A 16,008-nucleotide genomic window follows, 5' to 3' on the forward strand; every position below is an offset into this window, starting at 1 on the left:
AAAAGCTAAACCCAATAATAGGTTAATAGTTTAAATTTATAATTACTCCTTATAAAAAAACCACTTCGCCAGCTCTTTATAGCTTGCTTTTTTGCCATACATTAAAATACCCACTCTGTAAATCCGTGCGGCAACCCATGTGGTAAATAAAAACCCAACCACCATCATAAACATGGATAAAGCCAGTTGCCAACCGGGAACACCAAAAGGTATACGTACCATCATGGCTACCGGGGCGGTAAATGGTATTTCCGATAACCAAATTGCTAATGTACTGTCGGGGTTGTTGATCAGGAAAGAAAAAGAAATAATGTAGGTGAATAACAACGGCAGGGTAATAGGAAACATAAATTGCTGCGTTTCCGTTTCGCTGTCAACTGCTGAACCTACTGCCGCGAATAAGGCAGCGTATAAAAAGAAACCGCTCAGGAAATAAAACAAAAAGCAACCCAATATATAAGGGAAATTAACAGTTTTAAAACTATTATATGCTGTAATTGCCGGACTTTGAGGTACAGTGGAATTGCTTGGTGATGTTTGAATTTTTATAGGCTGATGCTCCTTCATTTGTGCGGTTTTTGCCGGTAATATTTTATCCTTCATCAGCATGTTGCCTGCGATATAGGTAACCCCACTAGATAATACTATCCATAAAACAAATTGCGTAAGGCCAACCAAACCAACACCGATTATTTTACCAAGCATTAACTGAAATGGCTTAACCGATGATACAATTACCTCGATAATTCTGCTTGTTTTCTCTTCCAGAACACCCCGCATAACCTGTGCCCCATAAATAAATAACGCTAAATAAACTAAAATAGCACCAGCAATACCAGCGCCGTAAGCCGCGCCTATACTTGAATCTTGTTCACCTTTGTCTGTTATTTGTTTGGCAGCTATGGATATGTTGCTTTTTATCGCATGTAGTTTTAACGTATCAATACCGGCAGTAACCATTTTATTACCGGTAGCTATGGTGTTCATTTGATCCTCAATTTCGCCGGCTATAGTAAAGTTTGCCTCTTTCTTCGAGAATATCTGGACTGCATCCGTCTTTGAATAATCAGTTGGTATCACTAACAAAAAATCATCTTCATTTTTTCGAAGATCTGATTTTTCATCAACCAAAGATTTAGTTACCGTTTGAAACGCCAGTTTGCTTTTATTCTGAAATTTCCCGGTAAAAACACCACTCTCATCCATAACCCAAACGGTTCTGGTTTTATTCATATCGTTACTGTAGGTAGTAATCAGATAAATGACACCAAACATGGCCACTATCAATGCCGGTACCAGGAATATCATCAATATAAACGATTTCTTTTTTACACGAACCATATATTCGCGTTGTATAATTAATAGCACTTTATTCATGATAAGGCAGGTTTTTGGTTTACTTTTTCTATAAAGATTTCATTCATGGTAGGAATAACTTCCTGTAGCATATTGATGCTGGTTTTAGGTATTAGATATTGTAATACATCATTGGAAGAAGCCCCATCAGTCAATTTTATTTTGATGATATTGGAATCATCTGTTTGCTTTTCTTCAACCAAAGTAAACGGTTGTGATCCGTTAAAAAGTAATTTTCCGCCAGTGTATTCCACAATATAAGTAGCATTACGATACGAGTTTTTAATGTCTCTTACTTTCCCATCCAGTATCTTTTTTGATTTATTGAGTAAAGTAATCGAATTACAAAGCTCCTCAACAGATTCCATGCGGTGGGTGGAAAACAGGATAGTGGCACCTTTGCGGTTAAGCTCCAGTATTTCATCTTTAATGATCTCCGCGTTTACCGGGTCGAAGCCGCTAAATGGCTCATCTAAAATAATCAAGTCGGGTTCATGCAGAATAGTGGCTACAAACTGCGCCTTCTGTTGCATGCCTTTGGATAGTTCTTCAATCTTTTTATTCCACCATGATTGCATCTCCAGTTTTTCAAACCAATATTTTAACCTTTTGATGGCTTCATCACGACTTAAACCCTTTAATCTGGCAAGATAGATCATCTGTTCGCCGATCTCCATCTTTTTATACAGTCCGCGTTCTTCAGGCAGGTAACCGATACGGTCGATATGGGATTGGTTGAGTTTCTCACCATCAAAATAAACTTCACCGGAGTCAGGAGCAGTAATTTGATTAATGATACGGATAAGCGAGGTTTTCCCGGCGCCATTCGGCCCAAGCAAGCCGAATATTTGGCCGCTTTCAACTTCCAGGCTCACGTCACTCAAAGCGGTATGCCCCGCGTACTGTTTTACAATATTTCGAATGCTTAGCATTAGGTAAAGGTTTTTGTTTTAGTTTTTCGTTTTTAGATACGAAGGTTGAGAGAATGTTACATCAAGCTATAAAAGAATCTGGTACATAAAAACAAAAAAGCCCGAAACCATTATAGTTTCGGGCTTTTTAAACCTTTTGCCTTTCAGCTTTATCCTTTCACCTTTTACTCAAAATATTCCTTCATCCGTTCGAAAAAGCTTTTCTCGTTTTTACCCGGGTTAGGTTTAAAGTTAGGTGAGCTTTGTAGTTTTTCTAATAACTCGCGTTCTTCTTTGCTCAAAGCTTTTGGTGTCCAGATATTGATATGAATCAATTGATCACCACGATGATAAGAATTTACTTCCGGTACACCTTTACCTTTAAGGCGCAGTATTTTACCGCCCTGGGTGCCTGGTTCAATTTTTATCTTGGCTTTGCCATCAATAGTTGGTACTTCAACACTGGTACCTAAAGCGGCATCCACAAAGTTGATGTGCAAATCATAAATGATATTGTTACCATCACGTTTTAATGTTTCGTGAGGGATTTCTTCAATCAAAATAATCAAATCTCCCGGAACACCGCCGCGTGGGGCAGCGTTGCCTTTACCGCTCATGCTCAATTGCATGCCTTCGCTTACACCGGCTGGTATATTGATACTAATAGTCTCTTCACCACGAACTAAACCATCGCCGTGGCAAACAGTACATTTAGAGGTAATAACAGATCCTTCGCCGTTACAGGTAGGGCAGGTGCTGGTAGTTTGCATCTGGCCCAAAATGGTGTTGGTTACCCTGCGCACAGCACCTTGTCCACCGCAAGTTTTACAGGTTTGAAAAGATGATTTATCCTTCGCGCCAGTACCATCGCAGGTTTTACAAAGTATTTGCTTGTTTACTTTTATTTTCTTCTCGGCACCGTTGGCAATTTCTTCAACAGTTAGGCGTACTTTAATACGTAGGTTGCTACCGCGTGCTACACGACGGCCACCTCCACCTTGCCTGCCACCGCCGCCAAAAAAACCTTCAAAAGGACTTCCGCCACCACCGCCAAAAATATCGCCAAACTGGCTGAATATGTCATCCATATTCATGCCCGCACCGCCATAACCGCCACCACCGTTTGGTGATGAAGCATTAGCCGCATGTCCAAATTGGTTATAACGTTGGCGTTTCTCAGGGTTGCTTAGTACTTCGTAAGCTTCAGCAGCCTCTTTAAATTTTTCTTCGGCAGCTTTATCACCCTCGTTTTTATCCGGGTGATATTTGATAGCCATTTTACGATATGCCTTTTTTATCTCGTCCGCCTCAGCACCTTTGGCAACACCAAGTACATCGTAATAATCTCTTTTAGCCATTTTAAAATATTGTAATTAGGGAAATATTGTATTATTGAGTGATTTAGCGATTTAGTTAATGAGGGATTATCCGAATTTCAAATCACTCATTCACTAAATCAATCCATCACTAATTATTAGGCACCAACAATTACTTTAGCAAACCTTATTACTTTATCGCCCAGGTAATAACCTTTTTCCATTTGATCTACTACCTTACCTTTTAAATCATCAGTAGGGGCAGGGATGTTAGTTATTGCTTCATGCAAATCAGCATCAAAAGTTTCACCTAAGGCTTCCATTGGCTTCAATCCTTTTTGAGCAAGTGTACTGCTTAACTTATTGTATATCAATTCAACACCTGCTTTAACGGCTGCAACATCGGTTGCGTTATCCATAGAGCGTATAGCGCGTTCGAAATCATCCATCAACGGAATTAATGCAACAATTACATCTTTTCCTTCGGTTTTTCTCGCTTCTTCACGTTCTTTTGTAGTACGTCTTCTAAAATTATCAAATTCAGCAAATAGGCGCAAGTACTTATCATTGGCAGCTACCAGCTCATTCTTTAATTTTTCCTCAGCTGATAATTCGTTCTCTACAGCACTGTTGCCAGCATTCTGTGTAGTCTCATCCATCTCGCCTGTTATATTTTCAGTTGAATCCATTTCTTCTGTTTTTTTCTTCTTTAGCATGTGTTAATATGATTAAATAGTGCAAATCAAGTATCCTGCCATTTGTTAAAAAGCGACATGGTGTCAGAATTTTACAGGCCGACAATGCAGTACTGGCATACCGTCAATAAAACTGGCAGGAAGTGAAATGTTATATTTCCCTTAAGCTATATGCACATCCTCCAAAACCTTGCCATTCTCACACTTAATAATGCGGGAAGGAAAAGTGCGGATGATATGATAATCATGGGTAGCAACCACAACAGCGGTACCCATTTGCTGGCCTATTTGTTTAAGCAGCAATACAATTTCTTCAGATGTATCAGGATCAAGGTTGCCTGTTGGTTCATCAGCCAGTATAATTTCAGGATCATTTAACAAAGCACGTGCAATTACTACACGTTGTTGTTCTCCGCCTGATAATTCATGCGGCATTTTTTTGAGTTTTGAACGTAATCCTACTTTCTCCAATACATCAAGTGCACGGTCGGCAATAAGTTTCTTATCTGTCCAGCCGGTAGCACGCATTACAAATTGCAGGTTTTGCTCTACCGAACGGTCTGTCAGCAATTGAAAATCCTGGAAAACTATACCCAATTTACGGCGTAAAAACGGTATGTTTTTACTCTCTAATTTATCTAACTCATATCCACAGGCATGTCCTGTACCGTTTTTAATACTCAGATCTCCGTAAAGTACCTTTAATAAACTGCTCTTTCCTGAACCGGTTTGGCCAATCAACCAAACGAAATCGCCTTTATCAATATGCAGGTTAACATTTGAAAGTACCAGGTGCTTTTGTTGAAAAATATCAACGTTAGTCAGTTTTATTATTGAGTTTCCAATCATCTTAAAGGTCTAATTTCAATATTTGCCCGAAAGGCAATTCTTTAACAATGTTCATTATATATTCTGCCTTATCAGCAAGTCCCACCTTATCTAGCGATTTATCAGGCCTATCTACCCTAAAGTAAGCCAAAAGAGTAAACTTATCATCCCTTAACTGCACGTAATCCGGTATTTTAGCTACGCCTTTAACTTTAATTATATACATTTTATTCGTAGTTGATGGTTCATAGATCATAGCCTAAAACAAGGTAATCCTATAAAATATCATCTTTTCAAAGGTATAAAGATTTGACAAAAGTTTTGTTACCATCAACCATGATCTATCAACTATTAACCATTAAAGATTTGACAAGAATTTCATCGTATCGATTCCATCTGCATAATCCCACAGTTTGGGTTGCTGACTTTCGCCGAAATTAACCAATTGATCATCTATCTTTAGATCTTCGGCACTTACTACACATTGAATTTTTTCACTTTCAGCATTGACTGTTTTTTCAAGCGATTGCAGATCTGAATAATTGCTGTAAAAAAGCACGGCAAGGGGAGAGGTTAAACGTTCATCTTTTTTTACCAGTAAAAACCCATTATCCAAATGTTCATCGCGGTTTACCAGGTATATCGATTTATTATAATCGTAATTGTTATTGTATTTATGATGATGGATGATAGCCTCATAATCCTGTATCGACTCAAAAAAGAAATTGAACTTATAATCCTCCGGAACTAATAATTTCGATACGTTACGACAGCCTAAACCATAATAATCAAAAATATCATGGCCGAGATTATGCAACTGTTCAGCTGTTTCATTACCTGTAAGTACTGCTATACTGTTTCTGTTTTTGCGGATAATGTTAGGCACTTTGCCAAAATAGTAATCGAAATAACGAGACGTGTTATTACTTCCGGTTGCTATCACCGCATCAAAGTTTTCCAATCGCTCTATAAAACTAAATTGCCCTGCAAATCGGTTATCGATTTCAACCAGTTTCTCAAGTACATATTTTATCAGGTGATTATCTTGTGATGATGCTTTGATTAATGCATGATTTCCGCTGGCTAACACACATAAAACATCGTGAAAGCCAACCATTGGGATGTTACCTGCAAGGATAAGCCCCACTTTTTTATTGGATGAATTAAAGCTGTATTTGCTTAGCCATGTTTCAAGATCAGCACTGTTAAGCATTTGTCCTATAGCAATAACTGCTTTTCGTACATTCTCAGGAGTGAACCAGGCATTGTAATGTAACTCGTCATTAATGACGTCGCTTAAATGTTCATCCGGGTTGCTAAGCTGCTCGCCCAATGCAGAAAATGACCTGATTAGTTCCTGTATGTTGAATTTTGACATATAAATGGTAAGTAAAATAAACCCTTAAACCGTTTTTTTGTTATATTTGCGTAATTGTTTAAGGACAAGGCAAAGTTAATTGAGAATATAAGATATTTTATAAAATATGGCGATTATAATCACCGATGAATGCATAAACTGTGGAGCTTGTGAACCAGAGTGCCCAAATAATGCAATTTATGATGCAGGAGCAGCATGGCGTTTTTCTGATGGTACTGGTTTAAAGGGTGTTATTGATTTTGGCGATGGTGTTACTTTAAATGCTGAAGAAACACAAGCGGCCCTATCTGATGATATTTATTACATTGTACCTGATAAATGTACCGAGTGTGTAGGTTTTCATGATGAACCGCAATGTGCTGCAGTTTGCCCGGTAGACTGTTGTGTTGATGACGAAAATGTACGTGAAACTGAAGAAGAACTTCTTGCTAAAAAAGAATGGCTTCACATGAACGAATAAAAATATAATATTTAATTATTATGAAAAGGAAGGCAATTTGTCTTCCTTTTTTTATATGTTTATTTTTTATTAGTACTTAACCTTATTAGCCCCAAATAAAAGTTAAAGTATCTGCCTTAATTAACTATGGAATACGGTATTTGTAATTTAGCAGTGATACCCATGCGCGCTGAGCCAAGTGAGGTAAGTGAGATGATATCGCAGGTATTATTTGGCGAAATATTCGAAATTATTGAGTGGACAGACAAATGGGCTAAAATAACCACAACTTATGATAATTATACCGGTTGGATAGGTCGTTTACAGTTTACTATGTTGGGGCACATGGCTTATCAGGATTTAAGCCAAAAACCTTCCCCTTTAACCTACGGAACAGTAACCCAGGCCTGGAAAAAATCAGATAATACCATAGTATATCTACCTGTAGGCAGTTCATTATCTTTTTTGGAGGGCAACAGGTGTAAAATAGGTAACGAAAAATTCGAGATAATAGGCCCTAAGGGCGATATTGAAAATTTTGTTACTACGGCCAAGTCTTTTTTAAACGCGCCTTATTTATGGGGTGGCCGCACGCATTTCGGTATTGATTGCTCTGGCTATGTGCAAGCAGTATTCAAATTGCATGGTGCAAAATTAAAAAGGGATGCTTCTCAACAGGTAGAGCAAGGTACCTTTGTTTCAAGTTTAGAGGAAGCTCGTTTAGGCGATCTGGCATTTTTTAAAAATGCGGACGGGCGCGTAGTTCATGTGGGGATAATGCTCAATGATAAGCAGATTATTCATGCGTCCGGAAAAGTTAAGATTGATAGTATTAATGAAGATGGCATTTACTCTGAAGAATTAAAACGTTATACCCATACGCTTCATTCTATCAAAAGGCATGATAAATTACCTGTCTAATCGAACTGTATTTTCCAAACGATAATTTTCTTATCATCGCTTACTGACAGTAAATCATCGCCATTCCATACCAATTTGTTAATGGATAATACATGCCCGGGATGCCCCTTTTCGCGGCTAATTACCTTATACAGTTTAAAATCATCTGATCCCCAAAGTTTAATGCTTTTATCCATACTGGCGGTAGCAAAGTAAGGCTGGGTGGGATGAAAAGCGATAGAATTTACGGCAAACAAATGCGCAGGTATATTTTGTATAGGCTTATAGTCGATGGTATTCCATATTTTAACCTGAGCATCGCGACTGCCAGTTACCAAATAATCACCGGCAGGGGAGTACTGCGCTGAAAATACAGCCATGCTATGCCCTGCATCACCGTCTAATGTGGTGATGTAAGAATAATCAAGCAGATCGTATATTTTCACCTTGTTATCGCGACAGCCAAAAGCAACCTGTTGATTTACATCATTGATAGCAATACAGCGTACTGTATCAGCTGATATTTGTATAACGTGCAGTAATTCAAACGTGTTGAGATTCCAAACCGATACTGTTCCATCTTCCGAAGCTACCAACAACTCGTTTTTGGAGTTTACTGCTTTAATATCAAATATAGGTTTGGTATGATGCTTAAGAATGGTAATAATTTTTTGCTGTATAAAATCAAATACCGGCACATCGCCGGTGCGCAAGCCAGTGAACATCAAAGCAAAACCTGACGGACAATGTAGCGCATAAACAGATGCCGGAACCGGGAACATTACCTTAATAAAGCTATTAGTTTTTAAACTCCATTCCACCACACCTTTATCATTCCCCCCGGTAAATAATATACCTGGTTTCTGTGAAAGTTCTAAAGTGAAAATAGGGTTGTTATGCCCGGTAAGTTCGGCCGTTTTTTCTACTGTGATCATTTTTTAAGTTGAAGGTTGAAAGTTAAAAGTTGAAAGCCATAATTTTTGACTTTCAATTTTGCACTTCCAACTCATATTACTTATGTCTTTGTTCCAGATTTTTAGCGATGGTTTCTAAGCTCAATCCTTTTTCGCGAAGCAAAACTAATAAATGAAATACCAAGTCGGATGATTCGTTGATCATGTCAACCTCCGTTTCAGCTAAAGCAGCTATTACGGTTTCAACTGCTTCTTCTCCAACCTTTTGCGCAATTTTATTTAAGCCTTGTGTGCGCAGTTTGTTAACGTATGAGCTCTCAACCGGGTTTTCGTAACGATCGGCTATAATAGCTTCCAGTTCTAATATAAAGTTTTGGTTGTATTCGGTTTTAAAGCAACTGCGATCGCCGGTATGGCAGGTTGGGCCATCAGGTTTAACCTTTATTAAAAGCGTATCATTATCACAGTCGATGGTGATACTTTTAACGTGCAAAAAGTTGTTACTGGTTTCGCCTTTTGTCCATAAACGGTTTTTAGTACGAGAGAAAAAAGTAACTATATTTTCCTTTGCGGTTTTATCGTAAGCCTCCTGGTTCATGTAACCCAGCATCAGCACCTCTAAAGTTTGCTCGTCCTGAATAATTACGGGGACTAAACCGCCTGTTTTATCAAAATCTATTTCCATTATTATATATTCTGCTTATTCAGCAATAGTACGAACTTCTATATTGTTTTGCCTTAGTATCTCTTTTAAATTCGGGATCAATATTTCGCCGTAGTGAAATACTGAGGCTGCCAATGCTGCATCAACATTAGTTTTCTCAAATACATCCACAAAATGCTGTACAGATCCTGCACCGCCCGAAGCGATAACCGGGATATGCACGGCATCGTTAACCAGTTTTAACAGCCCATTATCAAAGCCATTTTTAGTGCCATCATGGTTCATAGATGTTAATAATATCTCACCCGCACCACGACTCTCAGCTTCTAAAATCCAATCCAATGTTTCTTTTTCGGTTGGAATTCTGCCACCATTAAGGTGTACAATGTTTTTGTCGCCGATAGATTTAGTATCCACAGCAACCACAACAAATTGAACGCCAAATGCTTTTGCCAGTTCGTCAATAAAAGCCGGGTTACGTACCGCTGCTGAGTTAATAGATATTTTATCGGCACCTGCGTTAAGTAGCGCATCAGCATCAGCAATTTCATTAATACCACCACCGATGGTAAATGGGATATTTATTTGACGAGCAACAGATTTAACCAGTTCGACCATGGTTTTACGGCGCTCGTGGGTTGCTGTAATATCAAGGAAAACCAATTCATCCGCTCCCTGGCGAGAATAGTTCCAGGCCAGTTCAACGGGGTCGCCGGCATCGCGCAAGTCGACAAAGTTCACACCTTTTACAGTACGACCGTCTTTAACGTCGAGGCAGGGTATAATACGCTTTGCTAACCCCCCCCGCCCCCTGAAGGGGGAGCTAATATTTTTATTTATAGATTCCAAAACTTGCTCTAAATTATTGAATACTTGATTATTTGTGAATCGTAATACTTTTAATCCCTGGCCTTCCAAAAACTGTTGTTTTTCAAAATCATTCTGAATTACTTTAGGTAAACTATGAATACTACCATCAACCTCGATTACCAATTTATGTTGATGACAATAAAAGTCGGCAATATATTGCCCGAGCGGATGTTGTCTTCTAAATTTAGTATTTGGAAACTTTAAGCCTAATGAAGCCCACAGCTCATTCTCTGCAGCTGTCATATTATATCTTAATGCTTTGGCATTCTCAAATATCTCTGCATTAGCACCAAGAAATAGTTTTTTTCTCATTTAACTGATTTAGGACAATTAGCTCCCCCTTCAGGGGGCTGGGGGGTAGGGAGTTATATCGTCACCAATGATTCCAGATTCCAGTTTTTTATTTCTTCTATACTGATACGGCCTTCGTAAATAGCTTTTCCAACCACACATGATTCTACTTTGATTTTGCTTAAAGAATCAATATCAGCCATAGAACTTACTCCACCAGATGCGATCAGTTTAATAAATGGCGAATGATCAAGCAGCTTTTTATACAGATCGATTCCGGCACCGCCTAATTTGCCATCCTTGTTAATATCGGTACATAAAAAACGAAAAAAGCCTAAAGCAAGGCATTTATCAACGTAGTCCATCAATTTAATTGGTGAGCTTTCCATCCAGCCTGAATATTTGATCACTTCATCTAAAACATCGATAGCAATAACGACACGGTCAAGATATTTGGCACTTCCGAGTGATTTACTCAAATCCTTTAAGAAATCTGGATTAGAGATCGCTTGTGTACCAACAATTACACGTTGCACACCGGCATCCAATAATTCTTTAACTTTTTCAATACTGCGGATACCACCGCCGTATTGCACTTGCATAGATGTTTTTTTAATTACATCAAACAGGTATTGCTGGTTGCTAAAATCATTTTTAGCGCCGTTCAAGTCGATAATGTGGATGAAATTTGTACCGTATGATTGGTACCTTTCTATCATTTCTTCTAAAGTAACGTCGTATTCAGTTACCTGCTCATAATCACCCTCGCGCAGCCTTACCACTTTTTTATTTAAAATATCAATTGCAGGAATAATGTACATGTCGTTTATATTTTTGAAAAGTTAGTTAATAAAGTTTCACCGTACTTGCCGGATTTTTCAGGGTGAAACTGCACCCCGTAAAAGTTATCCCGCCAAATTGATGCCGAAAATTGTGAATTGTAGTTCGTTGAAGATAAGGTATATGCAGAATCATACTCAATAAAGTATGAATGTACAAAGTAAAAATGTGATCCGGATGGAATATTTTCAAATAAAGGGCTTTCTTTTTCCGGAAAAATAGTGTTCCAACCGGTATGCGGAACTTTATAATCATGACTATCTTTAAATCTAAGCGTTCTTATCGGAAATAGATTAAGCAATTTGGAATCACCTTCTTCGGAATAAGAAGTAAGCAGCTGCATCCCCACACAAATACCTAAAACCGGTTTGGTAAGCGATTTTATTTTAGGGATAAGCCCGGTTTGCTCCAGTTTGTGCATTGCCGCACCTGCATGACCAACTCCCGGTATAATATAACGGTCGTAATGTTCAAAATCCTCTTCCTTATAGATCATGCCATAGGCAATCCCCAACCGCTCTAAAGCAGCAGTAAGTGAGAATATATTTCCGGCGCCATAGCTAATTATACCTATCATTAATTTGTCAGTGTGTATCCGTCCCTTAGTTTTATTAAATTTTTTCCAAACTGGAATTCGACAGAATGGACTGTTGTATCATTAACATTTTTAATATCTTTTATTTCTTCTCTGAGATCAAAACTAATAGCTGAAAATTCATAGCATGAAGGTATTGGATAGAAAAATAATTGTGTGCCGCCATCATATACGTTTGATGTAATAAGTAGATTATCAAATCTTCTTTTTACATCTTCAATCATTAAATTAAAACTTGGGCCGCCAAATGAAATGTATTCGATTTTTGCGTCTTTTTTATTAATATCAATGTCTGGATTAATAGCTGATGATTTAAATCTCTTATCGAAAGGAATAAGAAATTTCGATCCTCTGTTCTCGATTGGATATTGCGGATTTTCGATTCCAATTATTCTTTCCAAAAAAGAAACTGTCAGGCCATTTTCTTTTTTGAGTAAGTCACACATATAATCAAACCATTCCAAGTCAGAACTTAACAATAGTTTTTGTTGTATGGTGATAACATCAATCATTACAAAACGCCTTTAGTACTCGGTAAAACCATATTATTTACATCACGCTTTACAGCCATTTTTATTGCCTTTGCAAAAACTTTAAATATGGCTTCAATTTTATGATGTTCGTTTTGTCCTTCTGCTTTTATATTCAGGTTGCATTTAGCCGCATCAGAGAATGACTTGAAGAAATGGTAAAACATTTCTGTAGGTACATCGCCAACCTTTTCCCTGTTAAATTCAGCTTCCCAAACTATCCAGTTACGCCCGCCGAAATCAATAGCTGCCTGTGCCAGGCAATCATCCATCGGTAAGCAAAAGCCGTAACGCTCAATACCCCTTTTATTTCCTAACGCTGTAGCAAAAACTTCACCTAAAGCAATACCTGTATCTTCAATGGTATGGTGTTCATCAATATGCAAATCGCCTTTGGCAATAACCTCGAGGTCGATACTACCATGGCGTGCTATCTGATCAAGCATGTGATCAAAGAAATGCAAGCCAGTGCTCACTTTCGCTTCACCTGTACCATCAAGGTTTATTTTTATGTAGATGTCGGTTTCTTTAGTAGTGCGACGGTGCTCAACCACACGTTCGCCTAACTTTAAAAATTCGTATATCTTCTCCCAATGGGTGGTTTCTAAAGCAACAGTGCTTTTTATTTTAATTGCTTCATCTTGTGTGAATTCTTTGTCACCCAAACCTGGATTGTCATTTAACCAGATGGCTTTTGCACCAAGGTTATATCCCAATAAAATATCATTTTTACGATCACCGATAGTAAAAGAGTTTTTTAGATCGTATTTCTCTGTATCGAAGTATTCTGTAAGTAGCGCCGTTCCCGGTTTGCGGGTAGGGGCATTCTCAGCAGGAAAAGTGCGATCGATACAAATATTTGAAAATTCGATACCCTCGTTTTTCAACGTGGTTAAAATGAAATTTTGTACCGGCCAAAATGTATCTTCCGGGAAAGAAGCTGTACCTAAACCATCCTGATTGCTCACCATTACCAATTCATAATCCAGCTCTGCAGCAATTTTGGGTAGATATTGTAAAACACCGGGATAAAACTCCAATTTGGCAAATGAATCTATCTGCTCATCAGCCGGCTCTTTTATCAGCGTACCATCGCGATCGATGAAGAGTATTTTCTTCGGATTACTCATTGTTATTTATATTCCTGTAAAGTATTCAATAAAATATCATTCTCGGCGGGTGTGCCCACCGTTATACGTAAGCTCCCCTCGCAGAGGTCTACTTTAGAACGATCGCGCACAATGATGCCCTTTTCAACCAAAAAGTTATAAATCGCTTTCGGGTCGGTTGTTTTAACTAATATAAAGTTAGCGTCGGATGGATAGATATCCAGCACGAAATCGAAATTTTTAAGATTAAGTACCAGTTTATCGCGCTGTGCAAGCGTTTCTTTGATCCAGTCGTTAACTTGCGCTACGTTCTGCAATGCTTTTAAAGCCAATTCCTGTGAAGCCTCGTTGATGTTGTAAGGTGGTTTAACCTTATTCATTACCTCGATGATTTCCTCGCTTGCAAAGGCCATACCTACGCGCAAACCGGCTAAACCCCATGCTTTTGATAAGGTTTGCAACACTACCAGGTTGGCGTACTCGGTAAGTTCCTGTATAAAGGTTTTTTGCCTGCTGAAGTTAATATAAGCTTCATCAACAACAACCAAACCATTAAAATTGGCAAGCAAGGTTTCAACATCCTCGCGATTGATAGAATTACCGGTGGGATTGTTGGGCGAGCAAATAAAGATCATTTTGGTATTCTTATCTATCGCCTCGGCAATGCCTTCCATGTTTAGCTGGTAATCTTCGGTCAGCAATACGTTTTTAACGTGTACATCATTAATATTTGCCGAAACCTGGTACATACCATAGGTTGGTGGTACCAATATCACATTATCAACTCCTGGATTGCAAAAGCTGCGGAAAAGGATGTCGATAGCTTCATCGCTGCCATTGCCTAAGAAGATATTTCTTGGAGGAACTCCTTTTATATCGCTTAAACGCTTTTTTACTTTGTATTGTAAAGGGTCTGGATAACGATTGTATTGTTGCTCCAATGGTGAGCCATAGGCATTCTCATTGGCATCTAAGTAAACACTTGCTTCGCCTTTATACTCATCTCTTGCGGAAGAGTAGGGCGTTAAGTTTTTTATATTTTCTCTTATTATATTATTTATGCTGAACATGATTATTTCATTCTAACGGTGACCGCATTTTTATGCGCCTGTAAACCTTCTAACTCTGCTAAAATTTCCACTGTTGGCCCGATGTTCCTAATCCCATCAGGCGTAATATGCTGGAAAGTGATTTTTTTAACAAATGAGTCTACCGATACACCCGAATACGCTTTGGCATAGGAACTGGTAGGCAAAGTATGGTTTGTGCCCGATGCATAGTCGCCAACGCTTTCAGGGGTTAAATTTCCTAAGAAAACAGAACCCGCGTTGATAATTTTCGGCGTTATTTGCTGCCAGTTTTCAGTAGCTAAAATTAAATGCTCCGGAGCATATTGATTGCTGAATTGCATAGCTTCATTTAAATCGTTTGTTATAACGATGTAGGAATTGTCAATTGCCTTAGCGGCGATCTCGGCCCGTGGCAAAACAAGCAACTGTTGCGTTAACTCTTTAACAGTTTGCTGCGCGATGTTTGTCGAATTAGTAACTAATATAGCTTGACTATCAACACCATGCTCAGCCTGTGCCAATAAATCAGCAACAATAAAAACAGGATTGGCAGTTTCATCAGCAATTATTAAAACTTCTGATGGCCCTGCAGGCATATCAATAGCGGTTGTAGTTGTTGATTGGATGATAGTTTTTGCCTTGGTTACAAATTGGTTTCCCGGGCCAAAGATTTTATCCGTTTTCAGGATAGTTTCTGTACCGTAAGCCATCGCGCCAATAGCTTGCGCACCACCGGATAGGTATACTTTATCTACGTTCAATAACAACGCTACATAAGCAATAAATGGGTTTACTTTGCCATCTTTTGATGGGGGGGTACAAACCACAATTTCGTGGCAGCCTGCAATACGTGCCGGAATACCAAGCATTAAGAAAGTGCTTGGTAAAACCGCGGTACCACCTGGTATATATAAACCAACCTTTTCTATCGGTTTTAATTCACGCCAGCAAGTTACGCCGGGCATGGTTTCTACCTTGTCTTCCGTTTTTAACTGCGTTTGGTGAAAAGCGTATATATTTTTATAGGCAGTATCTAAAGCAGCTTTCTGCTCCACAGATATACCGTTGGCTAATTCAGTAAGTTCTGATTTGGTCAGATATAATTTACTCAGTACTACGTGTTCAAATCTAAGCGCGTAATCATATAGCGCCGTATCGCCATGCAGCTTTACATTGGACAGTATTTCTTCAACAATATCACGAACTTCATTTGCCGGGTCAACATTGCGCTGCACCAGTGAGTTGATTTCGGATGAACTTAGATCTGAATAATTATACGTTTTCATTACCGGATACTAAGTG

At 38.6% G+C, this 16,008-nt stretch carries 18 protein-coding genes and 1 pseudogene; 2 read left to right on the forward strand and 17 right to left on the reverse strand.

The annotated features are described in order from the left end of the window. Positions 1 to 42 precede the first annotated feature (42 nt). The 7 genes from GSQ74_RS19720 to GSQ74_RS19750 form a co-directional block, all read right to left on the reverse strand. On the reverse strand, positions 43 to 1,377 hold the full coding sequence (locus tag GSQ74_RS19720) for an ABC transporter permease (RefSeq protein ID WP_158995922.1): 1,335 nt from the start codon (positions 1,375 to 1,377) through the stop codon (positions 43 to 45). Continuing rightward, positions 1,374 to 2,288: an ABC transporter ATP-binding protein gene (locus tag GSQ74_RS19725; RefSeq protein ID WP_158995923.1), complete on the reverse strand. Its 915-nt coding sequence runs from the start codon at positions 2,286 to 2,288 to the stop codon at positions 1,374 to 1,376. The genes GSQ74_RS19720 and GSQ74_RS19725 overlap by 4 nt, the downstream gene beginning before the upstream one ends. A gap of 164 nt (positions 2,289 to 2,452) precedes the next feature. Beyond that, complete coding sequence (gene dnaJ, locus GSQ74_RS19730) at positions 2,453 to 3,625, reverse strand: molecular chaperone DnaJ (protein WP_158995924.1); 1,173 nt, start codon at positions 3,623 to 3,625, stop codon at positions 2,453 to 2,455. A gap of 116 nt (positions 3,626 to 3,741) precedes the next feature. Beyond that, entirely contained in the window at positions 3,742 to 4,299 is a 558-nt protein-coding gene (locus tag GSQ74_RS19735; RefSeq protein WP_158995925.1) for a nucleotide exchange factor GrpE, read from the reverse strand. 141 nt (positions 4,300 to 4,440) lie between these two features. Next, positions 4,441 to 5,127 carry a cell division ATP-binding protein FtsE gene (locus GSQ74_RS19740; protein ID WP_158995926.1) on the reverse strand — a complete coding sequence of 229 codons (687 nt, stop codon included), beginning with the start codon at positions 5,125 to 5,127 and terminating at the stop codon, positions 4,441 to 4,443. A 1-nt stretch (position 5,128) separates the two neighbouring features. Next, positions 5,129 to 5,332, reverse strand: a complete 204-nt coding sequence (locus GSQ74_RS19745) for a fructose-6-phosphate aldolase (protein ID WP_158995927.1) — start codon at positions 5,330 to 5,332, stop codon at positions 5,129 to 5,131. Positions 5,333 to 5,464: 132 nt separating this feature from the next. Continuing rightward, positions 5,465 to 6,484: an acyl-CoA reductase gene (locus GSQ74_RS19750; RefSeq protein WP_158995928.1), complete on the reverse strand. Its 1,020-nt coding sequence runs from the start codon at positions 6,482 to 6,484 to the stop codon at positions 5,465 to 5,467. Between the two features lie 106 nt (positions 6,485 to 6,590). Between GSQ74_RS19750 and GSQ74_RS19755 the strand changes: the two genes are divergently transcribed. Beyond that, on the forward strand, positions 6,591 to 6,944 hold the full coding sequence (locus GSQ74_RS19755; protein WP_158995929.1) for a 4Fe-4S dicluster domain-containing protein: 354 nt from the start codon (positions 6,591 to 6,593) through the stop codon (positions 6,942 to 6,944). Positions 6,945 to 7,070: 126 nt separating this feature from the next. Beyond that, positions 7,071 to 7,844, forward strand: a complete 774-nt coding sequence (locus GSQ74_RS19760; RefSeq protein WP_158995930.1) for an NlpC/P60 family protein — start codon at positions 7,071 to 7,073, stop codon at positions 7,842 to 7,844. Here GSQ74_RS19760 and GSQ74_RS19765 read toward each other — a convergent pair. The 10 genes and pseudogenes from GSQ74_RS19765 to hisD form a co-directional block, all read right to left on the reverse strand. After that, the gene (locus GSQ74_RS19765) at positions 7,841 to 8,758 is read right to left on the reverse strand and encodes a WD40 repeat domain-containing protein (RefSeq protein WP_158995931.1); all 918 of its coding nucleotides are present in this window, start codon (positions 8,756 to 8,758) and stop codon (positions 7,841 to 7,843) included. The genes GSQ74_RS19760 and GSQ74_RS19765 overlap by 4 nt on opposite strands. Positions 8,759 to 8,834: 76 nt before the next feature. Next, entirely contained in the window at positions 8,835 to 9,422 is a 588-nt protein-coding gene (hisIE, locus tag GSQ74_RS19770) for a bifunctional phosphoribosyl-AMP cyclohydrolase/phosphoribosyl-ATP diphosphatase HisIE (RefSeq protein WP_158995932.1), read from the reverse strand. Between the two features lie 15 nt (positions 9,423 to 9,437). Next, the gene (gene hisF / locus GSQ74_RS19775; protein WP_254060958.1) at positions 9,438 to 10,229 is read right to left on the reverse strand and encodes an imidazole glycerol phosphate synthase subunit HisF; all 792 of its coding nucleotides are present in this window, start codon (positions 10,227 to 10,229) and stop codon (positions 9,438 to 9,440) included. Between the two features lie 9 nt (positions 10,230 to 10,238). Further along, positions 10,239 to 10,583, reverse strand: a pseudogene (locus GSQ74_RS22800) (endonuclease domain-containing protein); the annotation flags it as partial. Positions 10,584 to 10,636: 53 nt separating this feature from the next. Further along, on the reverse strand, positions 10,637 to 11,383 hold the full coding sequence (locus GSQ74_RS19780; RefSeq protein WP_158995934.1) for a HisA/HisF-related TIM barrel protein: 747 nt from the start codon (positions 11,381 to 11,383) through the stop codon (positions 10,637 to 10,639). Between the two features lie 5 nt (positions 11,384 to 11,388). Next, a complete protein-coding gene (hisH, locus tag GSQ74_RS19785; protein ID WP_158995935.1) occupies positions 11,389 to 11,979 on the reverse strand; it encodes an imidazole glycerol phosphate synthase subunit HisH in 591 nt (196 codons plus the stop codon). Beyond that, a complete protein-coding gene (locus GSQ74_RS19790) occupies positions 11,979 to 12,509 on the reverse strand; it encodes a hypothetical protein (RefSeq protein ID WP_158995936.1) in 531 nt (176 codons plus the stop codon). Before GSQ74_RS19790 ends, hisH begins: the two co-directional genes overlap by 1 nt. Continuing rightward, on the reverse strand, positions 12,509 to 13,657 hold the full coding sequence (hisB, locus tag GSQ74_RS19795; RefSeq protein WP_158995937.1) for a bifunctional histidinol-phosphatase/imidazoleglycerol-phosphate dehydratase HisB: 1,149 nt from the start codon (positions 13,655 to 13,657) through the stop codon (positions 12,509 to 12,511). The genes GSQ74_RS19790 and hisB overlap by 1 nt, the downstream gene beginning before the upstream one ends. A gap of 2 nt (positions 13,658 to 13,659) precedes the next feature. Then, positions 13,660 to 14,706, reverse strand: coding sequence for a histidinol-phosphate transaminase (gene hisC / locus GSQ74_RS19800; RefSeq protein WP_158995938.1), 1,047 nt, complete (start codon positions 14,704 to 14,706; stop codon positions 13,660 to 13,662). 2 nt (positions 14,707 to 14,708) lie between these two features. Next, the gene (gene hisD, locus GSQ74_RS19805) at positions 14,709 to 15,992 is read right to left on the reverse strand and encodes a histidinol dehydrogenase (RefSeq protein ID WP_158995939.1); all 1,284 of its coding nucleotides are present in this window, start codon (positions 15,990 to 15,992) and stop codon (positions 14,709 to 14,711) included. Positions 15,993 to 16,008: the final 16 nt, after the last annotated feature.

Source organism: Mucilaginibacter sp. L196 (genome assembly GCF_009765905.1).
Taxonomy (GTDB): domain Bacteria; phylum Bacteroidota; class Bacteroidia; order Sphingobacteriales; family Sphingobacteriaceae; genus Mucilaginibacter.